This is a genomic window from Paenibacillus sp. YAF4_2, assembly GCF_052113225.1.
In the GTDB taxonomy this organism is placed as follows: Bacteria; Bacillota; Bacilli; order Paenibacillales; family Paenibacillaceae; genus Pristimantibacillus.
This window is the reverse complement of the sequence record NZ_JBFRCT010000001.1, coordinates 357,624-382,661: the sequence shown is the minus strand read 5'-3', so window position 1 is coordinate 382,661 and position 25,038 is coordinate 357,624. Positions and strand designations below refer to the sequence as shown.

22 protein-coding genes and 1 pseudogene are annotated in these 25,038 nt (G+C 45.9%); 4 read left to right on the top strand and 19 right to left on the bottom strand.

Annotation, left to right across the window (positions count from 1 at the left end; genetic code table 11):
• Nucleotides 1-52 precede the first annotated feature (52 nt).
• A complete protein-coding gene (locus AB4Y93_RS01845; RefSeq protein ID WP_441888381.1) occupies nucleotides 53-766 on the bottom strand; it encodes an RNA polymerase sigma factor in 714 nt (237 codons plus the stop codon).
• 172 nt (nucleotides 767-938) lie between these two features.
• Here AB4Y93_RS01845 and clpP point away from each other — a divergent pair, with 172 nt between their 5' ends.
• Nucleotides 939-1,523, top strand: coding sequence for an ATP-dependent Clp endopeptidase proteolytic subunit ClpP (gene clpP / locus AB4Y93_RS01840; protein WP_441888379.1), 585 nt, complete (start codon nucleotides 939-941; stop codon nucleotides 1,521-1,523).
• Between the two features lie 61 nt (nucleotides 1,524-1,584).
• Here clpP and AB4Y93_RS01835 read toward each other — a convergent pair whose 3' ends face one another.
• From AB4Y93_RS01835 to AB4Y93_RS01790, 10 genes and pseudogenes are all read right to left on the bottom strand, one after another.
• A complete protein-coding gene (locus AB4Y93_RS01835) occupies nucleotides 1,585-1,761 on the bottom strand; it encodes a hypothetical protein (RefSeq protein WP_441888377.1) in 177 nt (58 codons plus the stop codon).
• A 64-nt stretch (nucleotides 1,762-1,825) separates the two neighbouring features.
• Complete coding sequence (locus AB4Y93_RS01830) at nucleotides 1,826-2,179, bottom strand: YrdB family protein (protein WP_441888375.1); 354 nt, start codon at nucleotides 2,177-2,179, stop codon at nucleotides 1,826-1,828.
• A gap of 27 nt (nucleotides 2,180-2,206) precedes the next feature.
• Nucleotides 2,207-2,395 (bottom strand): DUF4177 domain-containing protein, encoded by a 189-nt coding sequence (locus tag AB4Y93_RS01825; protein ID WP_441888373.1) that lies wholly within the window; start codon nucleotides 2,393-2,395, stop codon nucleotides 2,207-2,209.
• Between the two features lie 185 nt (nucleotides 2,396-2,580).
• Complete coding sequence (locus AB4Y93_RS01820) at nucleotides 2,581-4,119, bottom strand: MDR family MFS transporter (RefSeq protein ID WP_441888371.1); 1,539 nt, start codon at nucleotides 4,117-4,119, stop codon at nucleotides 2,581-2,583.
• 507 nt (nucleotides 4,120-4,626) lie between these two features.
• Nucleotides 4,627-5,124, bottom strand: a pseudogene (locus AB4Y93_RS01815) (SDR family oxidoreductase); the annotation flags it as partial.
• Nucleotides 5,125-5,244: 120 nt separating this feature from the next.
• Complete coding sequence (gene murA, locus AB4Y93_RS01810) at nucleotides 5,245-6,537, bottom strand: UDP-N-acetylglucosamine 1-carboxyvinyltransferase (RefSeq protein WP_441888369.1); 1,293 nt, start codon at nucleotides 6,535-6,537, stop codon at nucleotides 5,245-5,247.
• A gap of 19 nt (nucleotides 6,538-6,556) precedes the next feature.
• Complete coding sequence (locus AB4Y93_RS01805) at nucleotides 6,557-7,255, bottom strand: FHA domain-containing protein (RefSeq protein WP_441888367.1); 699 nt, start codon at nucleotides 7,253-7,255, stop codon at nucleotides 6,557-6,559.
• Nucleotides 7,256-7,461: 206 nt separating this feature from the next.
• Nucleotides 7,462-8,154 (bottom strand): HAD family hydrolase, encoded by a 693-nt coding sequence (locus AB4Y93_RS01800; RefSeq protein ID WP_441888365.1) that lies wholly within the window; start codon nucleotides 8,152-8,154, stop codon nucleotides 7,462-7,464.
• 63 nt (nucleotides 8,155-8,217) lie between these two features.
• Nucleotides 8,218-8,469: a YolD-like family protein gene (locus AB4Y93_RS01795; protein ID WP_167275394.1), complete on the bottom strand. Its 252-nt coding sequence runs from the start codon at nucleotides 8,467-8,469 to the stop codon at nucleotides 8,218-8,220.
• An 82-nt stretch (nucleotides 8,470-8,551) separates the two neighbouring features.
• Nucleotides 8,552-9,718: a histidine kinase dimerization/phospho-acceptor domain-containing protein gene (locus AB4Y93_RS01790; protein ID WP_441888363.1), complete on the bottom strand. Its 1,167-nt coding sequence runs from the start codon at nucleotides 9,716-9,718 to the stop codon at nucleotides 8,552-8,554.
• Here AB4Y93_RS01790 and AB4Y93_RS01785 point away from each other — a divergent pair.
• Nucleotides 9,651-11,993 carry a glycoside hydrolase gene (locus AB4Y93_RS01785; protein WP_441888361.1) on the top strand — a complete coding sequence of 781 codons (2,343 nt, stop codon included), beginning with the start codon at nucleotides 9,651-9,653 and terminating at the stop codon, nucleotides 11,991-11,993. The two genes, AB4Y93_RS01790 and AB4Y93_RS01785, sit on opposite strands and share 68 nt — an antisense overlap.
• A 45-nt stretch (nucleotides 11,994-12,038) precedes the next feature.
• Here the strand turns inward: AB4Y93_RS01785 and AB4Y93_RS01780 are convergent, their stop codons facing one another.
• The 3 genes from AB4Y93_RS01780 to AB4Y93_RS01770 form a co-directional block, all read right to left on the bottom strand.
• Nucleotides 12,039-13,019, bottom strand: coding sequence for an aldo/keto reductase (locus tag AB4Y93_RS01780; RefSeq protein ID WP_441888359.1), 981 nt, complete (start codon nucleotides 13,017-13,019; stop codon nucleotides 12,039-12,041).
• A 79-nt stretch (nucleotides 13,020-13,098) separates the two neighbouring features.
• Nucleotides 13,099-13,671, bottom strand: coding sequence for an MFS transporter (locus tag AB4Y93_RS01775; protein ID WP_441888357.1), 573 nt, complete (start codon nucleotides 13,669-13,671; stop codon nucleotides 13,099-13,101).
• Nucleotides 13,601-14,290 (bottom strand): MFS transporter, encoded by a 690-nt coding sequence (locus AB4Y93_RS01770; protein ID WP_441888355.1) that lies wholly within the window; start codon nucleotides 14,288-14,290, stop codon nucleotides 13,601-13,603. The genes AB4Y93_RS01775 and AB4Y93_RS01770 overlap by 71 nt, the downstream gene beginning before the upstream one ends.
• Before the next feature lie 174 nt (nucleotides 14,291-14,464).
• On the opposite strand from AB4Y93_RS01770, the gene AB4Y93_RS01765 reads away from it, so the two are divergent.
• The gene (locus AB4Y93_RS01765; RefSeq protein WP_441888353.1) at nucleotides 14,465-15,382 is read left to right on the top strand and encodes an AraC family transcriptional regulator N-terminal domain-containing protein; all 918 of its coding nucleotides are present in this window, start codon (nucleotides 14,465-14,467) and stop codon (nucleotides 15,380-15,382) included.
• Between the two features lie 66 nt (nucleotides 15,383-15,448).
• Here AB4Y93_RS01765 and AB4Y93_RS01760 read toward each other — a convergent pair whose 3' ends face one another.
• Nucleotides 15,449-16,801 carry a PepSY1/2 domain-containing protein gene (locus AB4Y93_RS01760; protein WP_441888351.1) on the bottom strand — a complete coding sequence of 451 codons (1,353 nt, stop codon included), beginning with the start codon at nucleotides 16,799-16,801 and terminating at the stop codon, nucleotides 15,449-15,451.
• 166 nt (nucleotides 16,802-16,967) lie between these two features.
• On the opposite strand from AB4Y93_RS01760, the gene spoVB reads away from it, so the two are divergent.
• Complete coding sequence (spoVB, locus tag AB4Y93_RS01755) at nucleotides 16,968-18,515, top strand: stage V sporulation protein B (protein ID WP_441888349.1); 1,548 nt, start codon at nucleotides 16,968-16,970, stop codon at nucleotides 18,513-18,515.
• A gap of 90 nt (nucleotides 18,516-18,605) precedes the next feature.
• On the opposite strand, the gene AB4Y93_RS01750 is transcribed toward spoVB, so the two are convergent.
• The 4 genes from AB4Y93_RS01750 to AB4Y93_RS01735 are packed head-to-tail and all read right to left on the bottom strand — an operon-like array spanning nucleotide 18,606 to nucleotide 25,026.
• Nucleotides 18,606-19,841, bottom strand: a complete 1,236-nt coding sequence (locus tag AB4Y93_RS01750; RefSeq protein WP_441888347.1) for a VWA domain-containing protein — start codon at nucleotides 19,839-19,841, stop codon at nucleotides 18,606-18,608.
• A gap of 3 nt (nucleotides 19,842-19,844) precedes the next feature.
• Complete coding sequence (locus AB4Y93_RS01745; protein ID WP_441888345.1) at nucleotides 19,845-22,187, bottom strand: DUF5682 family protein; 2,343 nt, start codon at nucleotides 22,185-22,187, stop codon at nucleotides 19,845-19,847.
• Nucleotides 22,145-23,239 carry an ATP-binding protein gene (locus AB4Y93_RS01740; protein WP_441888343.1) on the bottom strand — a complete coding sequence of 365 codons (1,095 nt, stop codon included), beginning with the start codon at nucleotides 23,237-23,239 and terminating at the stop codon, nucleotides 22,145-22,147. Before AB4Y93_RS01740 ends, AB4Y93_RS01745 begins: the two co-directional genes overlap by 43 nt.
• On the bottom strand, nucleotides 23,215-25,026 hold the full coding sequence (locus AB4Y93_RS01735) for a hypothetical protein (protein WP_441888341.1): 1,812 nt from the start codon (nucleotides 25,024-25,026) through the stop codon (nucleotides 23,215-23,217). The genes AB4Y93_RS01740 and AB4Y93_RS01735 overlap by 25 nt, the downstream gene beginning before the upstream one ends.
• Between the last annotated feature and the right edge of the window lie 12 nt (nucleotides 25,027-25,038).

Here is a 25,038-nt window from a genome sequence, read left to right as displayed (position 1 = left end):
TAAAAAAGGCAATCGGTGTACAAACCGGTTGCCTTTTTCGTTCTCTCTATAATTAAGCTGCGAGACTCATAAGCGGTGACGAACTGCTGCGACGAGTTGCCGTACCGGAAGCACGCAGTCTTCTACTTTGCAGCACTGCGATCGCCGATGCCGGTTCCATCTCCCCTTGCTGTACTAGAGCAAGCATCGCTTCTGTATCACCGACTTCGTAAGCAATAGCGAGCGAGCGTAAGACATCAAGCAGTCCTTCGTCCTTCGAAGCTTTTAATGTGCCACCATCAATGGCTTTCCTCACAGCCGGAAGTGCTGTACGAGCCCGGTGCAGGGCAGCTTTAACTGCGCCTACCGTTAAACCAAGCCTTATAGCTGTCTCTGCTGATGAATAGCCACAAACATCCCTTAGCAGAAAAACTGCTTGTTGAAGTGGTGAAAGGTAAGTCATAATCGCCTGCATAGCTAACTCCGTTCCGATACGGCTGTTGTCCGGCACGGTCTGAACCTCCATGGATTCTTGTACAGCCTTCATCATACGGGCGTTAGAGGATTGTTTCCTTATTCGATCGATCCACGCATTACGCGCGATTCTCATTAAGTAAGCCTCTGGGTTAATATGATCCAAGGGTTGCAGGGAATCCAATGCCTTCAGCCATGTTTCCTGTGCCAAGTCCTCTGCTTCCCAGCGGGATTTCGTTAATGTTAGACAATAACGGCCAAGCACTCCTTGAAGCCGTTTAATCTCCACGTTTTTCTTAATCGCTTCCACCATTTCAGGCACCTCCGATACTTACCATTATACGCATCCTTATTACCGTAAACGAATGAACCCTAGAAAAAGATACGCGGTGCTCAGAAATATTTTTACCGTATCTTTTACGCTCCTCCTCTCGTTTACGAATTGTAAGTCACATCAAATAAAGCAAAAGAAAAGAGGGATTACCATGAGCAGTTTCATTCCATATGTTGTTGAACAATCGACTCGCGGGGAGCGTTCTTACGACATTTACTCCCGGTTACTGAAGGATCGAATCATCTTCCTCGGTTCAGCCATTGATGATCAGGTCGCGAACAGCATTATCGCACAATTACTGTTCCTTGCGGCCGAAGACCCTGACAAAGAAATCAGCCTCTATATCAACTCACCTGGAGGTTCGACCACAGCTGGGTTTGCGATCTATGACACGATGCAGTACATTAAGCCAGAAGTTCATACGATTTGTGTCGGTATGGCCGCCTCGTTCGCGGCTATCCTACTAATGTCAGGAGCTAAGGGTAAACGATTCGCGCTGCCAAGCAGCGAAATTATGATTCACCAGCCGCATGGCGGCGCGCAGGGACAAGCGAGCGACATTGCGATCAGCGCCAAGCGTATTCTGGATACTCGGTCACGGCTGAACCAAATTGCTGCTGATCGAACCGGACAGCCACTCGACAAAATCGAGAAGGATATGGACCGTGACTACTTTCTCTCTGCCCAGGAAGCACTCGAGTACGGCATCATCGATCAAGTCGTACAGAATGCCTGAATTCATTGAAAATGTAAGGAAGCTGCCGGCATTTAAGCGGCAGCTTCCTTGATAATACTGTCTACAACATTCTGTTTCTCTTCTCATCCAGATAAATATCCAGCGCCGCAATTCCTCGAATCATCAGTTTAATAAATAGATAAAGAGCGTATATCCCAAGTAAAATAAACAATCCGTATACAATGATCATGATTATAGAAAAAGCCGAGAAAACCGAAACAGTTGTATTCACATCCATAAATATGAACCTCCTTATGTATTATAACTTTGTGATAAAGCCTATGTTTCTTTTGACCGGCCCTCTAATTCACTTTGTTCACTTCATGTAAATTTAATAAGAAGACCGATGCAATGACAATAAGAGATAACAGCAGAAAGATAATCGCAAGCATAAATTGTCCAACTGCCCATATTGCAGCAGATGCCACAATAAATACGAATAATTTAAACGCTGTTCTTACTTGATAGGAGAAGATTGGAACCGATGCTTTTGGTGAGAGGAACATCCCCCATAGTATGATTGTAACCAACGGTGCTGCGACAGCTACGATGATTTTGACTGCCATCCCTGCATTAATCTGATACCCCCAAAAGCTAAATACAGCAATCGCAGCTAGTTCCAATAGAAAAAATACCGTAAGTAGAATCGCTTTCAATTTGATCCTCCTCTACTTCCTAATCCACTATTCCTTCTTTACTGGTCTTTCAAAAACGATCTCAAATGAGCCCGGTTTCCCGTGCCCATCATAATTTAGTGGAACCACTTGTACGAATCGCCAGCCTTCAGCGGCATACTCTTGAATAGTTTCTTGATGCTGTGGTCTAGACCAAACACCACCTAATGAGGTTTCAACAAAAATGTATTCATACATACGTCAACCCGCCTCCTCCAATTAATATGTACCATTTTACTTTGATTTGGGAATTTAAGCCATTCCTTTTCGCTCACCATCCTTATGACGAAAAAAACATCGACTAAAGCTAACTATTTGATCCTTTTATACAAAAAAATGCAGCCGTTTGAACGGCTGCATTTTTCATAACCTTTAGCTATTAGTTAGTGTCCGCTGAAGCTTTGCTCTTCCATCTCCGTTGTTGGGTCAAGCTTGCTTCGGCCCATGAAGAACGAAACAAACAGGGCAAGAACCGCAGGAATAATGGCCCAAGCGAAAGTACCAACGATTGAATCGGACAACGAGTGAACAATCTTATCTAATACATCAGCTGGGATATGCTCCCTTGCCTCCGGAGTCAGTATTTCACGTGGATCTTTGAATTCCATACCGCCTTCTGGCGCAGTTTGACCGCTTGCGATAAAGGCATCGGTTAATTTACTGGAGAAGAGATTACTTTGTACAATACCATAGATCGTAATACCAATCGTCATACCAAGCGACCGGATAAAGTTAAGTGTCGAACTTGCGGTACCACGCTGCCTTGCAGGCAGACCATGGATAGCTGTGTTTCCAAGTACGGAGAAGGATGCTCCGATACCAAGACCGATCAGGATCATATAAATTGTCACGACTAATCTGGATGAATCAGCCGTAAGAGTTGTAGTCAGAATAGATCCAATGACAAGGATGATGAACGTAACGACCATGATGTTCCGGTAAGGGATTTTTGTCATCAGGAAACCGCCTGAAGTCGCTGTAACAACCGTGCCTAACATCATCGGCAACAGCACGAGGCCGGAATTAGTCGCTGACCCACCAAGCACACCTTGAATGAAGATCGGAATGAATACAGAAGCGACAATAAACGCCGCACCACTAAACAACGCACTTAGAATACTGGTAGAATATAACCGATTCTTAAATAAAGCATAAGAGATGATTGGCTCCTTGACCTTTGTTTCCACGAACAGGAATGTGATAAGCAAGACAGCAAAGCCCGCGAACATCCCCAGAATTTGTACAGAATCCCAAGCATAAGTCTTACCGCCAAGCTCAAGAGCAAACATGAGACAGACGATTGCTCCGATCAGGGTCACCGCACCATACCAGTCGATAGGCTGCTTGGAGTGTTCCATTGATTCCTTGTAGAAGAAACCAATCATACAAAGAGCAATGACACCAAGCGGGAGATTAATGTAGAATACCCATTCCCAAGCGAAATTGTCTGTAATATATGCTCCGAGCAAAGGTCCAAAAATGGAGGACATGCCGAAGACTGCCCCGAACATACCGCCCATCTTGCCTCTGCTCTCCAGTGGAACAGCATCAAACATAATGGTGAACGCTACTGGCATCATCGCCCCTGCCCCGATGCCTTGAACGGCACGATACATGGCAAGCTCAGTAATCGAACCTGCGGTACCGCATAACACGGAACCAGCCATAAACATGATGATACCAAATAGGAAGAACCTCTTACGGCCATACATATCGGACAACTTTCCGAAGATCGGCATGCCCGCCATTTCCGCTACCATGTAGGCAGATGTGACCCACACAAATTTGTCCATGCCGCCAAGTTCTGCGACAATATTGCCCATTGCTGTAGCGACAATGGTGTTGTCCATCGAGGCCATCAGAATGCTTAGCAACAGACCTGCGATTACTAGTCCAACGTTGCTTTTCTTATTTGCGATCAATTTGCACGCAACCTTTCTTCATTAACATAAGTGTTAGTAAGTTACCCTTTGAAGCTTGAATTCCTTCAGGAATGTCTTACGAGCTTTGCTAGATAGTAAACACACTGCAAACGTCTCGAAACAATGTTACGCACACCATTTCCCTACTCTCAGCGTTACTAATAACAAACTCGATTCTGTTGATTGAGAGTTTAGCAAATCAGGTTTCCTAGCACCTCACCCGAAAAAAACCGCCACAAAGCCCGAAGAACAAGGTAACGTTCACCTTCGAGATTCGTAACGATCTAAACTTTCAATAACTGTAAGCTTCGTATGTCATCGTAACATAACATTGTTCTGTTGTATAGTCTAGAATTCATAGCCCTATCGCTTCCATTTGGACCCAACAGATAAGAACATATGTTCTTCACCTTCAAATATTAGCAAATTATTGGTACATCGTCAATCAAGTTTCTCCTAATCGTCACTTAAGGAACTTTAACCCCGCACGACACCTTCGTACTAGGATCAAGTAACGATCGTGCCGCCATTTACAAAGAAAATTTGCCCCGATATGTAAGAAGAGTCGTCTGATGCAAGTAACACATAAGTTGGCGCTAACTCGAAAGGCTGCCCCGGCCGTTTCAATGGTACATCCGTGCCAAATGTCGTCACTTCTTCTGCCGTAAAAGCGGTTGGGATTAATGGCGTCCATGTGGGTCCAGGCGCTACCGCGTTTACTCGAATGCCTTGATCAGCAAGTTGCAGGGATAATGAACGTGTGAAAGAGACGATAGCGCCTTTCGTTGCCGTGTAATCGATCATATTGGCCATGCCGGAGAAGGCTGTATCTGAGGTCGTATTGATAATCGTACTTCCAGCGCAGAGATGTGGCAAAGCGGCTTTAGTCATATCAAAGAATGATATTATATTCGTTTGAAAGGTATTAATCAACTGTTCTCTCGTAATATCCATAATTCTTTTTTGATGATACTGAACACCATGATTGTTGACTAAGATATTCAATACGGCTAATTTAGATGCCTATGGGCAATATGTATTGCTAAATAGTTTACATAATGAAAATTACGTAAACAAAAAAAGAGCATTCAGTTAATATGCTATTAACCGAATGCCCGCCCTATTTTAGCCTTGCAGATTGATTATATCTGGCATCTCCTGACTATCCAGTTCTCGGATAGAGAGCTTAGCACCGATGGATCGGAAGTTGCCAATAACGTCCTCATATCCCCGTTCAATATGCTCGAGCCCTGTAATACATGTATTGCCTTCTGCGGCTAAACCAGCTAATAGTAAGCTGGTACCTGCGCGTACATCCGTTGCATGGACCCAACCACCCTGCAGTGGAAGTCCGCCTCGGATAAAGGCACTTTCTTTCCGCAGTTCTATCTCTGCGCCAAGCCGCCGCAACTGCGGTACATGGGCGAATCTCTTCGGATAGACTCGTTCCGTCACAATACTTTTGCCCTTCGCCTGCAGGAGCAGAGCAGTCATAGGCTGCTGTAAGTCGGTTGCAAAACCTGGATACATGCCTGTACGAATCCGTGTAGCCCTTAAAGTACCCGATCCGTAAGCGGTAATATGGTTCTCACCGGTTTCGATATGAATTCCTATCTCTTGCAGCTTGTATAGGCATGAGCCTAGATGCTCAGGAATGACATCCATAACGGTAACCTGACCACCGTTGATCCCCGCCGACATTAGAAAAGCCCCCGCAATAAGACGATCCGGAATCACCGTATGTGTTCCACCGTTCAAATAAGAGACACCTTCAATGCGAATTCGGTCCGTTCCTGCCCCATAGATTCGAGCACCAAGCCGATTCAAGAAATTTGCCGTATCGACGACTTCTGGATCAACCGCCGCATTGCACAGCAGCGTCCGCCCTTTGGCACGTACAGCTGCCAGCATGGCGTTGATCGTCGCTCCCGAAGTAATCGTATCGAAATAAATCTCTGCACCATTCAGCTCAGAAGCTTCAACGACATAATAGTCCTCGAAAATTTGAACCTGCGCTCCAAGCGCTTGAAACGCTTTGATATGCTGGTCAATAGGCCGTGAGACAAAATTGTCTCCGCCCGGCATGCCAATCGTCACACTTCCGAACTTCGACAGAAGCGCACCTGCAAAATAATAAGAAGCACGATAGCTCGATGCCTTGCCCGGGTCAATGACGGCACTATGTATCCAGCGAGGGTCAATGGTAACCGATCCGCCTTCCATCTTCATCTCCATGCCGATATCCTGGCAAATCTCTGAAATAATTCGAACATCATCAATACGAGGTATGCCCTCGAGTGTTACAATATCGTCGGCCAGGCAAGCAGCGGCGAGCAGCGCCAAAGAGCTGTTCTTCGCACCTGGTATTTGCACCGTTCCGTTTAACGGTCCTGAGTACTCTGCTTGAATATATTTCATGAGGTTATCCCCACTTTCGTTATAACGAATTTAATTCTGATTCCAGCACATAACCGCTGCCGCGCACTGCGCTAATAAGAAAGGTATCTTTGCCGAATTTTTTCCGCACCCGGTAGATGAGTGTATTAATTTCATCAAGCGTAACGTCCGGGATACCTTCTTCTCCTGCAGGACGTTCCGGCCATACTTGAGATTTAATATCTTCAAGTGGAACGAGCTTGTTTATACTCTCGTTCAGGATGCGAAGCAGCAAATACTCTTTCTCAGACATCGGTATCCGCTTGCCTTCAACCACACATTCTCGTTTTTCCCAATGAATCGTTGGCAGAAGGTCCGAAACATTGAGCTGCATCGTGATGCTGAGCGGTTCTATCTCAAGAGTCTGATCGGCGAACATATAGGAAAAGTGAATAACGCTCATCCCGTTGGCGAGTCTGATTATGTCAAAATTGTTCAAGATATATGGAGTGTGCGGCGTTACCCGTACTCCGTTAATTTCCGTTCCATGGCGGCTGCCCAGATCATACAATACCGCTTTGTCCTGTTCTTTGCGAATAACAACATGCTGCCTTGAGATAAATGGATTCGTAAAGGCTAGATCCGGAGTCAACAGATTGGATTGTCTTCCAATCTGCGTTTCATCCGCGGTTAGATTCACACAGGTGCCCGTTCGGTAGGGTTCGCCTCGAATGATATATAAGCATGCATAATTTTCCAAGTCTTGTCCCCTCCGTTTGCGATGACTCCTGCCATCGGTGTTCGGAATTCACTTCAATCTGTATCGTAACTCAAACGGTGGATGATTAACACTATTTTGTACTGACGTCACACTGACATTTCAGTGACACACGGAATCATCCTATTCCTTGTATTAACAATATCACCATTTACGGACAATGCAAAACCCGCAAGAAGGCACTCTTGTCAAAGCACCAACTTGCGGGATAAATCAATCAATTCAGCTGGTTTCATCAGCTTCGGATAATCCGTTATTCGCTCACTGATATATGGTGGTATAAACCATGTAGCATGATAGGCATTCATTCCAACTTTAGAGGCACCATTCAGCTCATTCGAACCTCCATCCCCAATGAATAACGATTCTTCAGGAGAAATTCTCAATCTGTCGCACGCAAGCTGATAAATTTGTGGATTTGGTTTAGCAAGTTTAACTTCGTAAGAGAACAAAGCATCATCGAAGTATTTGGCCAGCTCTGAGGTATGCCATGCGGTTACTTCTTCTGGCGTACAGTTACTTATAAGACAAATTTTCAGGCCAAGCTGCTTTAGCTCTTCGAGCATAAGAATGATGTTCTTATCTATATTGCTGAACGGAATTGCTTTCACTGTTATGCGCTCTTTGTGTAAGGTTTCAATGATTTCATCATCAACACGATGATCGAGTACATCTAGTATTTCTTTTACAACGGAAGGGAAATCTGTGTAGGTGCCATCCATTCTTTTTCCTTGCCGGGAGTTCCATTCCTCTCTATACCTTTTGGCATCCACCTGCAGCTGTTCTTCCAATAATGTAGAACGCGGTGCTTTCCTGCTGCCATTCTCAAATTCGGAGATAAGTGTTTCAAACAAGTCGAAGAAGATGGCTTTGATTCTCATGGAATCCCTCCTGCATTTTAGGTTAACAAAGAAAAAAGCCGCTTTTAAGAAGCGACTTTCACATCAATACCTTGGGTAATCAACCTTCATAATATCCATGAAAGGAACCTTATCAGTTCCTGCAGCAGTCTCGACATGAACTTTACCTGTACGGGAATCCATATGATTAATGATGCCTTGAACGGGCTCTTCTCGGCCCCAAATCGTCAGAACGATTGTAGATCCTTCATGGAAGGCTTCAGACAGTTGGTTCCCTATCTCCTCTAATACAAACTCATCGCGAGTAGGTCGTTTTGGGACTTTTGTTTTAGCCATTCCGTTATTCCTCCAATAATTTATTTCTTTTACAAAGTATACACTAATTCTCGTACAATTTGGGTAAAAGACGTCTGTATTTTCATCTCTTAATGAGATCAATGGAAAAATAAAATTCCACTCTGTCTTCCCTCACCTCATGTCCGTAAGACGCTTTATGCTTCTGCAGAATCGTGTCGGAAATGGATAGTCCTAGTCCTGTCCCGCTTAGCTGTTTACTTCGGGATTCTTCCATAACGAAAAAGGGTTCCCACACCCGTTCCCATTTAGCTTTATTGCTTGTATCCGCTTCGTTTGCAATCCGAAAATGAACAGCATTAGATCCCACTTTTGCAGATACAGCAACCCAATTACCTTCCGTATATTTCATCGCATTAGTCAATAAGTTACGAAGCACGGATTCAAGCTTGCGGCGATCTGCCATGACCCAAACTTCAGGAGGGAGCTCATCTTCCACAATTAACTTCAAGTTCCTCTGACCGAAAACAATATGATACTCCTCTAAGGTTGAGATTAGATGCTGGTGGAAGTCGGTTGGTTCCAGCTCATACGATTCCGTCTGCAGCTTAGACAGCTCTAACAACTGATTAATCATACTCCCCATCTCTTCCGATTGACGCTTGATCACTTCCGCAAATGTGCCATCATCCAGTCCATCCTGTATTCCAGCAGCGTAAGCCCTGATCAGAGACAGAGGTGTCTTCAGCTCATGTGATACATCGGCAATAAAGGTTCGCAAATTCGTATTTCTTACTTCCAGCGATTGCTGAGATGCTTTCAATTTATCACTCATCTTATTGATGCTGTCGGCAAGAGATTCAATCTCATCACCTGTACGTATATTTGCATGAATGAAGGATAATTCGGCGATCGATTTGGCTGTTTCATTCAGCTTGGCCAGCGGTTTCACGATCCTTGTCGTGTACAAAACTGACAGAAGAATCAATAACAGCAACATACCTGACCAAATATATAGATTAAACCGATTTACGATGCCAATGGTTTCGGTTGAATAGGATATCGATTCTCCAACAGCAAGCACATTCCCACCTGATGGCAAAAAATTAACCAGGAAGCTGGACTTTAATTTAGCTTGATCAAAAAGCTTATTTACCCGCTTGCCTTCTCTAAGTAAATTAAGATTTTCCTCCGTTAACCAAAACTTGCTTAACTTCACGTGGATGGTCACATCTACTCTGCTTGCCGCTTTATTATCCGGGTTATCCGGGTGTACGAATAGTGGAAACAATTCTACCCCGCCTAATGAGACAGGGGCCACTGTCATACCCGTCGAAGATCCCGTAATACTGGCAGGTGAACCATTTGAGTTCGAGGTAGATCCAGAAACCTTCGCACTAACCATTATCAAAGATGGTGTACGAGAACAAGCATCCCTGCCTCTGCCGAAAGCCAACGTAAGCAACCTGGTTAAGACCGATGATTCTGTATCCTGGACTTACCCGGGGCAGATGAAGGTTACGATTGCCAAGAAAAATAATTACCTCGATATTAAGCTGGAATCTATCGGAGCTGATTCGTTCCAATGGCCAGTTGTACAAGCTGACAGCTACATGCTTCCGCTGGGAGAAGGAAAGCAGATCCCGGCAGATGACAAGGATTGGAGAACATTTCTGAAGGATCAGAGCTATACGTTCAGCGAATCATTTTCCATGGATTTCTTCGCCTTGAACAATAAGTCATTCTCCATGGTTTATCTGGTCACCAACAAATATAACGACGAGGTCCATTTCGATACAGAGCCATATGTACAAATGCAGTTCACTCACGATTTTCCAACCATTAATCCGGACAAAAGCTATGGCTTCCGCCTGTACGTAACGGGCAATGATCCTCAGCAGGTCGTTCAGCCCTACAAAAATTACGTCATTGAGAGTGGCAACTTCGTCACTTTGGAAGAAAAAGCTTTGCAAAACCCTAATATTCAAAAGCTGTATGGAGCACCGCAAATTTATCTGTGGAGCCCGTCTATTCTGACAGATGAGAACGTAAATTGGCCAAATATGAGAACTGTGCTGGCCGGCAAATTTGGCATATGGCTCAAGCATCTTATGGATGAAACAACCGATGGCAGCAGCGAGCTTGCCGATACGCTTGAGCAGATTTCAAAACAGGATTATCTGGATAAGTATCAGAAGAAGGTTATTTTGAACGCGATTAATCAGGCTGTCAGAATGAAGGATTTCTACTCGGTTGACATGTTCCCTGATCCAGGAAAAGAGGCCACTGCCCTAATTCAAGAAGGTGTGTCCAGCCTCAGTGAACAAAAGCTGTACGAATTGAACAAGCTTCTTCTAAAAGATGCTTTAGGTGATGCTGCCACTGATCTGAAAAGCTGGGGTCAAGCCGGTTCAACTGGGCTGATCCAAGACATGCATGAAGCTGGTATTGATAAAGCATGGATTGGTCTCTCCAATTGGGCGGACGGCTTAATAAATCCAGAGATGGTTGATGAAGCGGTGAAAGATGGTTATCTCATCGCACCCTATGACTCATACCACTCCATTCAGGAGAACCCGGATCCATCCTGGAACACCGCGTCCTTCGCGGATTCAACCCTGTATGTTCAAGCAACTATTACCCGCAAGGACGGTTCGAAAGTTGCTGGTTTTCTAAACCGTGGGCGCAAGCTGAACCCAACACTCGCAATGGCAAGCGTCAAGCAGCGAGCCGAAAGCATTCTGCAGGAAGGAATTGCATTCAATTCTTGGTTTGTAGACTGTGATGCTACTGGGGAGATTTTCGATGATTACTCGCAAAATCATACCACCACACAAGCGGAGGATCTGAAGGCAAGGCTCCAGCGTCTTAGTTATTTTGCGAAGGATAAACAGATGGTCGTTGGATCTGAAGGCGGCAATGATTATGCAAGCAGCGTAATCGCCTATGCTCAAGGGATAGAAAGCCCGATTATTGCCTGGGGAGACGCCGATATGCGTAAAAATAAAGACAGCTCCTATTATGTTGGCGGTTATTATGCCATGATAGGTGTTCCGGAACGTTATAGCAAAGCGGTGCCAATTAAACCGTTGTACGATAAAGTGTACCTAGACCCCACTTACTCTCTTCCCCTATACAAGCTGGTCTACAATGATTCCATCATTACAACTAATCATTGGGAATGGGGAAGCTACAAAATCAAAGGTGCAGAGGCAGAGCGAATGTTGTATGAGCTGCTGTATAACGCACCCCCATTGTACCATCTAGATTCAGAAGCTTGGGACAAGCAGCAAGCAAGCATTACGGGTTTTCTGAAGATATGGTCCCCTTTCCACAGCAAGGCTGTTACACAGGAGATGACAAATTTCTCGGTCCTCTCTGATGACCGATTGGTGCAAAGCGCGCAGTATGGTGATCATTTAAAGGTGATTGTCAATTTCTCTGACAAGGATGCCGTCGATGCGGATGGTCAATCCGTGAAAGCAAAGTCAGCAATCATTATCGAGGATGGGAAAAGCACCCTGTTTGATGCAGAAGCTAATGCTAAATTACTGGCAACCAATTAATTACACACAAAAAGCTGGCTCCGATAAGGAACCAGCTTTTTATTTTTACAATGCGCCTACTACGCGATGAGGAATATACAGCTCCTCAAGGAATTTAATCTCATCCGGTGTTAACGTAATCTTAATTGAGCCAATTGTCTCCTCAAGCTGTGCATTGCTCGTTACACCAATAATCGGAGACGTCACTGGTTCCTTTTGCAACAGCCAAGCAAGAGCAACTTGTACACGAGGAATGCCACGCTTCTCTGCGATTATGGAAACTCGATCCGCTACCAACCGATCTACGTCTGCCGATGAGTCATACTTCATTTTTTGCGCTGCGTCGGTTTGTGAACGATGCGTAACAGTATCCCATTCACGGACCAATCGTCCAGATCCGAGCGGACTGTATGGAATGACACCGATTTTCTCTTCTTTGCAAAGCGGCATCATCTCTCTCTCCTCTTCCCGGTACATGAGATTGAGGTGATTCTGCATCGCAACAAACCGCGTCCAGCCGTTCTGCTCGGCAACATGCAGTGCCTTCTGGAATTGCCAAGCATACATAGCAGATGCCCCGATGTATCTTGCTTTACCTGCCTTAACGACATCATGCAGAGCTTCCATCGTCTCTTCAATCGGTGTATTGTAATCCCAACGATGAATTTGATACAGATCTACATAATCTGTTCCAAGCCGTTTAAGACTATTGTCAATTTCAGTCATAATGGATTTACGGGAAAGACCCGCGCCATTAGGTCCTTCTTGCATACGGAAGAACACTTTAGTAGCGATGACGACTTCATCCCGATTAGCGTAATCCTTGAGCGCTCGACCAACAATTTCTTCACTTGCTCCAGTGGAGTAAATATTCGCCGTATCAAAGAAATTGATTCCTAGATCCAATGCTCTTTTAATGATAGGACGGCTATTCTCTTCATCAAGTATCCACGGATGATTCCATCTATCGACATCACCAAAGCTCATACATCCAAGACATAGTCTGGAAACATCCAGCCCCGTATTTCCTAATTTCACATATTCCATATGTATCCCTGCTTTCTGATTGATATTGGTTCATCATTTTGTATTATCTCATTTGGAGTTAACTCCAGGTCAAGTCCTATTATTGGACGAGTTCTTCCTGGCGTCTTATTTTCCAAAAGATAAAGAAGGTCAGGACAGCCATCGCGAGACATACCAAGTTTACATAACGAAACCCGATAAACTGAGCAAGGAAGCCGCCTCCTAGACTCCCTACTAATCGTCCGATGGTGGAACTGTTAGCATAAAACGTGGTTGCAAGCCCCGGAGAATCTGGCAGCATGCTTGTAAAATAACTGAGCCCATTGCCCATAACAATAGCGACAAACGTCGCCTGCAGGAGTTGTGCTGCGATTAACTGCCAGGAATGGCTGGATACACTTAGAATCACATAATATAAGACTGCTATTATGCAGCCGCTGATCATCAGCACTTTGTTAGATATTTTGCGATTCAAAGCTCCCAGTACGATCATAATCGGGATCTCCAGACCGGCACAAATACTTGCCACTAGCCCCACTTCGGTATGTGAACCCTTCAATTCATTCACAATAAATAATGGCGTGTTGATACTGTTAATGGCATTAATAGCAAACAGAAAAATAAAAGCAATAACAGGTTGAACTGGCCCCTTTGTTATTAAAAAAGGAAACATTTTTTAATTTAATTTTCTTCGTATTACTATATACTCGTTTTTGCAGAAACAAGAGTACAAGTGATGCAATAATCAAGTAGATAATAGCTGTCCCCCAGAAAAGTCCCTTGTAATCCTGAGCACCTAACAGAATTGCCCCGCCTAATGGTCCAATTAGGAATCCGAGTGAAAACAACGAACGCATGGTAGAGATCGCGAACGTCTTATCATCCGATTTACTGTCTGATGCCGCTTCATGCGCACTGGCGTACAGCTGCGGAATGGTAGAAGCCCCCACACCATTAAATAAGGTAACGATGATGATGAGAACAAAATAATTATGAAACAATAAGTACGAAATGTAAGCTAATGCGGAAGAGACTGTAGCTAGAATAATAATTCTTTTTCGATCCATTCCTCTTTCCGAGCGCCTTGCAATCAGTGAATTGACTATAACGCCACTTAAGGAACTAATAGCCATAAATACACCAAATGCTCCTGTACTCATCCCCAATACTTCCGTACCGTAAAGGGATAGATAAGGTGATGTTATCGATATACCAATTCCGAGCAGCAGCATACATAAGACAAATAAACGGTAGCCTTTGATCGCAAACAAGTTTTTAATACGGAAGTACAAGTTATATGCCCTCTTTCAATTTTTTTGAGCTTCTCCTATTATGCACCAAATGAAATAGAGAGCAATATCCCTATCTTCCCATATGATTGCCTAATTCTCTCACTGCACTTTCTCATTAGGTGAATTTTGCCTTATAATGTAACGAGTAATGAAGTTGTGGAACGGAGTGAATTTATGTCTGAAACCATTGATCAAAAGCGAAATGAAATTGCCCAGCGAATCAGAAGTTTTTCCGATAAGGACGGCGTTTACGAGACAGCTGTTCCGTCCCTTTATTTTGTTCAACGTTCGACTGTAACGGAGCAGCTCCATAGAATATACAAACCTGCCTTCTGTTTCTTGGCGCAAGGGAAGAAAGAGTTATTACTGGGACAGGAACGATACGAGTATGGTCCTGCCGACTACCTGATTACCTCTATGAACTTGCCGGTGATGGGCCAGATTATCGAAGCGTCCTCCGAGGCTCCATATTTGAGTTTGAGATTAGATTTTACGCAAAATCAAATTTTAGAGGTACTGAAGGACTCGGATATTCAAATCACCTCAAAAGAAAATGCTTCCCGAGCTATGTTCGTCGGCCAAATTGAGTCAACTTTACTTGATGCAGTCCTTAGACTCGTTCGATTGCTTGAACAACCAGAGGATATTGCTTACCTCGGACCGATCTACACCAAAGAAATTTTATATAAACTGCTGCAAGGGCCAAATGGAGTTGCGTTGGCACAAATTGCCATGGAGGGTAGCAGCACCTATCGAATCAAAGACGCCATCGAGCAAATCATTCAACACTTTGATCAGTCCTTACGAATTGAAGAACTTGCAGACACAGCGAGCATGAGTGTTTCAACCTTTCACCGGCATTTCAAAGAGATAACAGCGATGAGCCCCATTCAATTTCAGAAAAGGCTGCGTCTACAGGAGGCCCGGCACCTCCTATTAACCGAATTAGCAGATGCTGCTGAAGTGGCGTTCCGAGTAGGTTATGAAAGTGCATCCCAGTTCAGCCGTGAATATTCCCGTATGTTTGGCTTTCCACCTAGGGAAGATATCAAAAGGCTGAAGGAGATATTAGATCAAAGGGTTCACGCCTAGATAACCAAGCGTAAGCGCAAAAAACCTGCATGCCATTTTGGGCACGCAGGTTTTTTTGTGATCTGATTAATTCGACCATTCACTTTCATACTCAATATCAACTTGTTTTCCGGTATTTGCGTTAATATAGACCTTTGTAACCTTCTCATAACCTTTTACAGCAATAGAGTAAACCAATTTCCCATCACGTTTCATCAATGTTGGATCACCGGTAACTTCCATTTTGTCATTAACTTGTTTTAACGCTTCCTCTGGTGACACTGCTGCTACTACTTGATCACTTCTATCTTTATTCAAATAATACATTGTCGTATCAAAATAGTTCAAGATCCCTTTTTCCATATCAATGGAAACATCCAGGTGTGCGTCCGTATTATGAACCCCTCCAATTTCAGGAACAAAGGTTACATATAGAATAGATCCTTTTGTTGAAGTATGATCGACAACAAGTGGAGCCTCTCCCCAGCCAGTGACGAGAGATTGGGCCAGCTGCTTAGCCTCGCTCGAAGTCAATTTTCCATTATCAAGCTTCTTAGGTCCATCTTCAGCTGGATAAATACGTAAGATATGTCCGCCTGCAACGCTGATTTCAACTTCGTAGAACATTTTCTTACTGTTACCTGACCAAAACTTGAGACTGTCTCCAAAGTCGGGAGCTGAACCTCCACCGCTAGAGGTAATTTGATTATCACGTTTATCTTTCCACAGTAATTCCATAAAAGAGACCACTTTAGTCTGTAATTCTTCTTTATGGATTCGTTTTTCTTTTTCAAACAGAAGAGTCTTATCATGAGGCTGGTAAGGATGTAATCGGTAAAGATACTCATTAAACAAAGGTTCCTCATCACCAAATGAGAGATAAGGTTTAATGTCATTTGTTAAAGGGGTTAGGATTTGACTCAGCTCCTCAGAAGGAACTTCTGTTACATGCGGAGCAAATAACACATCCTTGAACATTTGATGCATCACCGGAATTGTTTTCAGTGTGTAGTTCCGCATCTCTAGCAAATTCTGCCGCTGAACCTCCGTTAGAGTATCTGCTTCATCATCTGCCAAATAGCCTAAATAACTTGCTGCTTCTCTCCAAAATGACTCAGCATAATTAAACTGAAAATCACTAAATACAGCTGATGGTGGATTAAACGAGGACGATTTTGTCATATATGAAGCTGTGTCATAAGCAGATTTCAAATATTTTTTGTAATAGGAAGAAGAATTGGAGGCTAGAACGTTGGCCAGTTCACGATCCAACACTTCTGTATACATCATTTGCATATGTACCCAAGTGCGTGTATCTTGGAGTTTTTCTTTCTCGTATTCGTTTAATTGTTTATGTAACGAATGTCCATACATCATGAAACCTATCAAACCTAATGCCAATATAATTGAAATGATTTTGTACATTCTAGCCTGATTCAAGTTTAGTAGTCCTCATTTCTAATAAGTAGTCCTTCCTATTAAACGTTACCTCCGTAGAGATGTCATCTACTAAATTATACTAGTGAAGCTAACCAATCAGCTTGTTCGCATGCTTTTCCAATCGATGAATACACTTAAGTATTCGATTGTTTCTCAGGAGGATCGCATGGCACAACCCAAATCTTCATTTGTAAAAGGTACGTTAGTTCTGTCGGCTGCCGCTTTCATTAACCGAATTCTCGGTTTTATTAGCGGAATGTACATTGCCCGTGCTCTTGGTGCGGAAGGCATTGGTCTGTTAATGATGGCACATCCGCTTGTTCCGTTAGTTATTACCATAACAGAACTTGGACTGCCTGTAGCGATTTCCAAATTAGTGGCTGAAGCGAATGAACAAGGCGACCGCGCGAAAATCAGACGGATTCTACATATATCTCTCGTCATTACTTCCGTATTAAGCGTAACGCTCACCACATTCTCACTGCTTGGCTCTGAATGGATCGCCTCCATCTTACTGAGTGATCAACGGGCTTATTATGCGATGCTTGCCATTACTCCAATAGCGCCAATTGTGGCCGTCTCGGCGGTACTCAAAGGCTACTTCCGTGGCATGCAGCAGATGAAGGCAATCGCCGCATCCGATGTTCTAGAACATACGGTGCAAATCGCATGCGTTCTGGCATTAGTCCACCTGCTCCTGCCTTACGGTGTAGCTTATGCAGCTGCAGGCGCTATGGCCGCCTCTGTCGTTAGTGAAATGATCAGTCTTCTCTTCCTCGCGGCCAGTTACAAGCTTTATGGCGAGAAGAAAGAAGCGGGTGAAACGTGGAAAAGTCACATCAAGCATGGAAGAAGCACACTATCCGAGCTGCTTCATCTTGGTTTACCAACGGCTGGTCAAGGTGCGATTCACTCGATATACAGCGCTTTTCAGCCGTTACTCATTACAACCAGCCTAGCTCTTGCCGGCATCAGTACGGCCTTAGCAACGAAACAGTTTGGCCTGCTGGCGGGATACGCATTTCCGCTTCTATTTATGCCAAGCTTTATTACGAATTCCTTGTCCACGGCACTCGTACCTGCCATCAGCGAAGCTGCCGTCAGTAAGAACAGTCTACTTATCCATGAACGCATGAATCAAGCCATGATTGTTGGGCTTTTAGTAGGCGCTCCGGCTACCGTTATCTTATTTCAATGGGCTACTCCGTTGACCACGATCATTTACAATGCTCCAGATGCCGGTCTGCTGCTTCAAATCTTAGCTCCGATGTTTTTCTTTCATTATTTCGATGCACCGCTTCATGCAATCCTGCTTGGACTTGGCCGCACCAATGCTGCACTATGGAATTTTGTTATATCCACTGCCTTTAAGGCAGTCTCGATCTTTGTATTTGGCAGCCAATTCGGAATCGTAGGTGTCGCATTTGGTATCGGGATTGGTATGGTCCTCCAAATGATGCTTAATTTCTTCTCCATATCAAGCTCAATCGGATTTTATTGGCGAGTAGATCCTTACATCAAGGTTGGATTATGTATGGTCATGATGGCACTCTGCGGACGATGGACCATGCATTATTTCACCTATCAAGGCTGGACGATGGTATGGAGTACTGTCGCATCAATTGTCGCATCCATGCTATTCTATTTCTTCACCCTCATGCTGACCAATACAATTAATTGGAAAAGCTTCCGGCGGGTTATTCCGCTGCCATGAGATTATGACGATTCGTTAGAAAAAAGGGGGACTGCTCCATTAGTCATCGACTAGTGGTGGGCAGTCCCTCTTTAATTACTAACTATTCTGCTAGCCTTTCCCCTTTTCCCCCATCCGCTGTGCAAGCTGCTGCAAATCCATCCCTTTTAGCGCGCCTTCGATCAGTTCGGGCAATCTGTCTGGCGTACAGCCAAAGCAAGGAATGCCGTATTGGGCAAGCTTCTTCGCTACCGATTCGTCGTAGGAAGGGACACCGTCATCCGACAGAGCCAGCAGACATATCGTCTTGACCCCTGACTCGTGCATTTCTCTTAGTCGACGGATCATCTCTGTTCGATTTCCGCCTTCATAGAGGTCGGAGACGAGGATAAAGATGGTTTTCTTCGGCTCCGTAATGAAAGGCTCGCAATAGATAAGAGATTTGTTGATATCAGTGCCGCCGCCAAGCTGAATGCCAAACAACATATCAACCGGATCGTCTGCACATTGCTCGCTCAAATCCACAACCTCCGTATCAAACGCGACAACTCTCGTATCCAGCGATGGCATACTTGCAAAGATCGAGCCAACGAGAGAAGCGTAAATAACGGAGTTGGCCATGGATCCACTTTGATCGATATCAAGAATAACCGTCCATTCCTTACTCTTGCGGGCACGGTCGAAGAAGTATACTTTCTCCGGAATCATCAGTTGACGCTCTCGGTCGTAATGCTTCAAGTTTTTGCGGATAGTTGTACGGAAGTCTAGACCGCTTATTGAAGGAAGTGGAGAATGCTGCCTTCGGTTGAGTGCACCTGTCACGGCCCGAGTTAGGTCCTGCTCAAGCCGCTTCATAATGTCATCAACCACTTCACCAACGAGCGCTCTTGCCGTCTCTTTCGTACGTTCCGGAATCTGTCCGCGCAGCGTCATCAAGGTAGCGACCATTCCAATATCAGGCTTCACCTGAGACAACAGCTCCGGCTCAAATAACAGCTGGGTTAGCCCTTTCCGTTCCACTGCATCGGCTTGAATGACAGATACAATATCCGGCGGGAAAAAGCTTCTTACATCGCCAAGCCACTTGGCTAGCTTTGGTGAAGATGATCCAAGTCCAGCTAAGCGTGCTTTTGATCGACTTCCAGCACCATTTCCCCCAAGATCTGTACCTGTGCTGCCATCCGGCGTTCCATCATAAATAGCCGCCAGCGCTTCATCCATCAGCAGGTCCTCATCGCTTAATTGAAACCCTCCTGGAAGACCGCCTGCTCCCTGTAAATTTTGCTCTGCTGCAGCTCCCAATATAAGTCTCCAACGTCTGATCTGATCCTGATCGATCGTTGTCATAGGCTATAAATCTCCAAAGTCGAAGTCATTAAGTTCATCCAGCTGCTCCTTTTCTTCTTCGTTAAGCGGTTGCTGCAGTGCTGCTCCCGTATCCTCAGCGCCAGTGCCCCATAGATCACCGAGCAGCTCCGCAATCGCCGCTTTCTCCCGAGGCTCAAACCCGCCGAATGCCCGACGGAGAAAAACGAGCGACCGTTTGAACGGCTCCGCTTCGAGCGATTGAACATAAGCGTCAAGCTGCCGCCATAAGTAATCTCTGGATAACAGGGCATATCGGTTTCGCATGGACATTCCTTCAAACCAGCCAGAGCCGATATCTGCCGGAATGCCGGGCGACAGCCGCCGCGACACTTCCCTTGCGCAGTCTTCTTCGCCAGCTTCATTCCGCTCCAGTACAATGGAGAATGCATAGCCTGACAGCTTCGCATTGCGGTCGTCGCGCTCCGCGAGTTCCTTCAGCTTAGTCATCCATAACTGACCATCCAACTCCTGGTGATGCTCGCCTGCTGCTGCATCCATCGCATGAATGGCCGTAAGCATTCCAGCCGCGGCATCGTCGTTACAGCCAGCGGCATCCTGCAGCATAAGGGTTCCACGCAAAAACAATTGCTGCAGGATGGGTACCAGTGTTTCCGTCTCGATTCTCCGGATCGAACCGTATTGCAACAGAACGGACAGCTCGTGCACGGTTTCCGCAATCTGCTCGAAGCTGCCAGCATCAACTGCTAGAGCTTGAAGGGAGCTAGTTGCCTGCCCCATGACTTGCGGAAGACCACATTCGCAGGACTTGCGGATCAGCTTGGCCGCGTCCGCGATATTGCTGCATGCGAGCAGCTCCTCATGAATGACATAAGCGGCTGCAAGCTCCACGGTTTCCCCTTTTAAGGTCGACTCTACGGTCTCAATCTCAGCTTCCGGTGACCATTGCAGTACCCAATGCTCTGCCCAAGTCGCATCCGTCTGGCTGACACGCTGCTTATGGGCGAACCTAATGCCCAGCGCCTCCAAACGATGTAGAAATACAGAACGATTCAAATCCAGATAAGCGGCTTCTTCGGATTTCACTCGCCTGTTCTCCCGAAGATCGAGTTCCAATCCTGCTGCAACTAGCGTCTTATACTTTTCCAGCTTGAGCCTTTTAAGCTCACGGTTCAAATCATCCTGAACAGGGGTTTGGCTGACTCCTTCTGGGAGACTGCCGATCGTGGTACCGATATCCACCCTAGCAAGTGCCTCTGCAACGACCGAAAATTCTCCGAATCCAAAGAGTACCGTTGCCGCATCCCGCAGATCCTTCCATGTTGGCTGTACACCAACATGCATGGAAGCGAGCGCATCGGCTAGTCTAACGGCTTCAATGACAGATGCGGTTGAACGCCAGGTTCCCTGCTCACGCATTTGCGCAGCGACCGAGGACAAGTATAGGGCAGGCAATTCATCCATCTTCCCTTGCTTCATACAATGCCACAGCAAAGTGAAATAAGCAGGAGCCTGATTGCCGGCTCCGTAACCAGAATGCGATGACAATTTATAATAGGAATAAGGCATCAGTGTCATTTTTGAAGGTACACGTGGCAGCTTCTTCAGCTCAGCATCTGTCATAGCAGGAAGCTCTAGAGAGAGTGCTGATGTGTGATGAGCACCGCTAACGACAACAATTCGGTCAGGCTTATGTCCGGCGGCAATCGTCTCTTGTATTTTTCTACGCATGTAGGCTTCGCGTATTTCGTTATACGCATAAGCATTAGGCGTCAGTCGCTGCTCATCGCCTTCCGTTAAGGCTCTCATCTCTTCTGCATAATGCCTAATACCGCTGCGATACGTATCCGGCTGTAAGTGATGCTCGAAATGCCTCTCCCAATAAGCTTCATAGTCCGGTTCTCCAGATAACTCAGCTATCCGAGAGTATAGGTCGACAGACCGTTCTGGCTGCTCCTGGCTGCTCTCATCATTGACAGGTTTCCAGTCATATTTCACGTCAGCGAGCGCAAGCGAGACTTCAGTCGGCAAATCGATAAACTCCGCTTGGCAATCATTCCATCTGGCCCATTGCAGCGCCTGATATTCCGGCGAATACTCGGCAAATGGATACAAGAGCGTGCGAACGGGCAGCCGATCGGTATATGCAAGCATCGCAACAGGTGGTATAACGCCTCGAGCTGTCAGCTGTTCAGCCAATATTCCCGCGTCACTAGGACCTTCAATTAATACGGCCGTCGGCTTTACCTCCTGAAGGAGGGCGAGAAGATGATAAGACCCGGCAGGAGACAAATGCCTTACGCCAAAATAATGGGGTCCATCACTCAACCGTTCATCTCCGTGCAAGCGTTGTATAGGCTTCGCCATGACGCCCCCCGTTTTTTCATAATATTGTCGAGATATTCCTTCCACACCTGCTGATCCTTCGTATCATCCTTGACGATTGCTCCCTGCAGGCCAGCTGCAATATCGTCATCGGACAATTCACCGGTACCAAAGCTTCCGGCAAGTGCCATACTGCCAGTCAGCAGTGAGATGGCTTCAGCCGTTGAGATGACACCGCTTGGTGCTTTCACCTTCTCTTTGCCATCCAGCGTCAAGCCATTCCGCAGCTCTCGGAATATCGTAACAACCTTGCGAATCGACTCGTCATCCGGCTGCGCAGAACGAAGTTCATAGCTGGCAGATATTTCGTTGACGCGGCGGCGAACGATATCAATCTCGGTATCGAGGCTTGATGGAGCCGGAAGTACAAGAATGTTGAACCTGCGCTTTAATGCAGCAGACATTTCATTAACCCCACGGTCACGTGTGTTGGCCGTAGCGATAATCGAGAATCCGCGCTCAGCCGGCACTTCACGTCCCAGCTCTGGAATCGAAATTGTCTTCTCGGACAAAATGGAGATCAGCGCATCCTGCACCTCGGAAGCACAGCGAGAGATTTCCTCGAATCGCGCAATACCCCCGCCCTCCATGGCACGAAGAATCGGACTGCGAATCAGCGCTTGATCGGATGGCCCCTGCGCCAGAAGAAGCGCATAGTTCCAGGAGTAACGGACATGCTCTTCGCTTGTACCAGCAGTCCCTTGGACAACCTTGGACGAATCGCCGTGAATAGCTGCGGTCAAATTCTCAGACAGCCAAGATTTTGCCGTACCAGGTTCGCCAATCAAGAGTAATGCGCGATCAGTCAGCAAAGTGGCAATGGCCATCTCCACTAATCGTTTGTTCCCGATATATTTGGGAGTAATGACCGTCTTACCGGCCTCTCCTCCAGTGATAAATGTAAGCACTGCTTTAGGCGATAACTGCCAGCCAGTTGGTTTGACATTATCCTTATCAACTGCTTTCAGTGCTTCAAGCTCGAGTGCATACAACTGTTCTGCAGGCAATCTTAATACATTTTGTTTTTGATCCATGCCCATACTCCTTTTCCACTCTCCCCTGCCGGTTCATCAGGCAATGCTTCCATGGCCTCAATGATTTCCAGCAATTCATTTTTAACTGCTGCATAAGTGAGCACTTCTGTGAATGCGCGCAGGCGCAGTACATAGCTTTTGGGCATCGATGAGAAGAGAAGCTTCATCCGCCAATCGATGTAATAAAAGCTGCGTGAAGACTTATTTCCCAAGAGACCCATGAACAACTCAGGTGCCTCTTTATAACCGATTCGGAATAAGGTGAGCAGTACATTTTGCGTTCGATAATCATTCACCCGTGAGCCGTCCTTCAGCTTAGACAACAGATAAGTCGTTACCTCACGATCATCTTTATGAGTGAACATGCATACAAGCTCGGTCAGATCCTGTGCGGCTAACGTTTTCGCCCACCGAGGATCCCAAGCATCTATAGGTACAGCCGCCGCACTTTCATAATCTTCATCTGCTAGTTGACCGTGTGCTACTTCCTGCAAGGCAGCCTGAAGGAGCTTTGCCGAAGCTGACCGCCCCTTGATCGCATCAGCATAACGATCGTAAAGCTCGGCCTTGGACAATTGCCTATAAGCAGCGCGGAAGCTGTAGCCGATAAATTTGCCTTTATAAGCCGAGTGTAGACCAATTGCAAACCGATCGGCAGGCTCAACATTCAGCTCAAGCAGCAGCTCTGCAGCGCACTCTTGCACTGCCTCGGATTCCGCTGTAATAAATTCGTCTGTCGCTAGAAGCTTGCCAAGTAAAGGGAAAGCCTCATTCGCGAGTGCATGACCATTTCCGTTCAAGCAACGGAGATTAATATGCAGCTGCTGAAGCGCATTACTCTTGTCCTTGCCCTCACTATTCAAATAACGGTCAAACTGTATATCGGCGTGATCAATTATCCGTTTATGAAGATCAAGTGCCTTGCACTTTCGTATTGGATCAACAACCAGTTCAGCATCCTTGGACTTCACAGCCTCGAATAAACGATCCTGACTTGGCAGCGAACCAATCTGGGATAAAGCAAAATAGGCAGCCTCGCGGACTTCCTTTCTTTTCTCGCGGCTTTGCTCGAGCAGGAACGATTCTTGCCCGTCATATCCACTCAGCAGTCCGATCGCAGCCACTTTAAGCTCTGGCGATCCAGAAGAACCTGCTTCCTTAACGAGCTCGAGCGACTCTTCCCCCAAGCTGCTGTGAAGAAGCTGCAGACGTCTGGCATCCCCCTTACCTCCTTGCAGGTCAAGCTGGTTTCGCAGAACGGGTACAGCTGACGAACCAAATTCAGGAATTAACTTCAGTTGCAAAAAATCAGGAATTTCCGCATACACGTCATCAAGTGCACGGCAAATTGCAGGCAGCGCTCGCAGGTCGAGGTAGCTTCTGTCTTCATAAGCTTGCCTGAGCTGCTCCAGCCGGCCGGAGCCTTTGGTCGTTAAAGCTTCCAGCAGCGGATGCAATCTCCGGAAGGTTATGTCCGTTGACAAACCAATTCCAAGAGTTTCCAAAGGCTGCAGCTCACCAGAAACATCTGTTTTTCCCTGCGTATGTAATATGGCACTAAGAAGTGATGCAAGCTCCAGAAGCTTTGAAGCACTTTCTGTGCGAGGTGCCGTTAAGAGAGCTTCTGCCGAATCAGCCAAACGATTAAAGACCGGCGCAGCTTCTCCGGCTTTTCGCAAGGATGGGAGGAGCTTCGACAGCCGCAAATCCCCTTCTGCCAAGGCACTTCCGGCAACGAACAACCGGCGGACCTCCTGCTGCAAGTCTAGTAATACATTTACGCTCATGATGGTCCTCCC

Excerpts from the sequence above, each read along its gene's own strand:
- AB4Y93_RS01780 (WP_441888359.1), bottom strand. The coding sequence starts at position 13,019 with ATGGAATATGTGAAATTAGGAAATACGGGGCTGGATGTTTCCAGACTA.
- AB4Y93_RS01740 (WP_441888343.1), bottom strand. The coding sequence starts at position 23,239 with ATGGATCAAAAACAAAATGTATTAAGATTGCCTGCAGAACAGTTGTAT.
- murA (WP_441888369.1), bottom strand. The coding sequence starts at position 6,537 with ATGAAATATATTCAAGCAGAGTACTCAGGACCGTTAAACGGAACGGTG.
- AB4Y93_RS01845 (WP_441888381.1), bottom strand. The coding sequence starts at position 766 with ATGGTGGAAGCGATTAAGAAAAACGTGGAGATTAAACGGCTTCAAGGA.
- AB4Y93_RS01765 (WP_441888353.1), top strand. The coding sequence starts at position 14,465 with ATGTCTGAAACCATTGATCAAAAGCGAAATGAAATTGCCCAGCGAATC.
- AB4Y93_RS01835 (WP_441888377.1), bottom strand. The coding sequence starts at position 1,761 with ATGGATGTGAATACAACTGTTTCGGTTTTCTCGGCTTTTTCTATAATC.
- AB4Y93_RS01800 (WP_441888365.1), bottom strand. The coding sequence starts at position 8,154 with ATGAGAATCAAAGCCATCTTCTTCGACTTGTTTGAAACACTTATCTCC.
- AB4Y93_RS01785 (WP_441888361.1), top strand. The coding sequence starts at position 9,651 with ATGGTCACATCTACTCTGCTTGCCGCTTTATTATCCGGGTTATCCGGG.
- AB4Y93_RS01825 (WP_441888373.1), bottom strand. The coding sequence starts at position 2,395 with ATGTATGAATACATTTTTGTTGAAACCTCATTAGGTGGTGTTTGGTCT.
- clpP (WP_441888379.1), top strand. The coding sequence starts at position 939 with ATGAGCAGTTTCATTCCATATGTTGTTGAACAATCGACTCGCGGGGAG.
- AB4Y93_RS01745 (WP_441888345.1), bottom strand. The coding sequence starts at position 22,187 with ATGGCGAAGCCTATACAACGCTTGCACGGAGATGAACGGTTGAGTGAT.
- AB4Y93_RS01795 (WP_167275394.1), bottom strand. The coding sequence starts at position 8,469 with ATGGCTAAAACAAAAGTCCCAAAACGACCTACTCGCGATGAGTTTGTA.
- AB4Y93_RS01750 (WP_441888347.1), bottom strand. The coding sequence starts at position 19,841 with ATGACAACGATCGATCAGGATCAGATCAGACGTTGGAGACTTATATTG.
- AB4Y93_RS01775 (WP_441888357.1), bottom strand. The coding sequence starts at position 13,671 with ATGTTTCCTTTTTTAATAACAAAGGGGCCAGTTCAACCTGTTATTGCT.
- AB4Y93_RS01735 (WP_441888341.1), bottom strand. The coding sequence starts at position 25,026 with ATGAGCGTAAATGTATTACTAGACTTGCAGCAGGAGGTCCGCCGGTTG.
- spoVB (WP_441888349.1), top strand. The coding sequence starts at position 16,968 with ATGGCACAACCCAAATCTTCATTTGTAAAAGGTACGTTAGTTCTGTCG.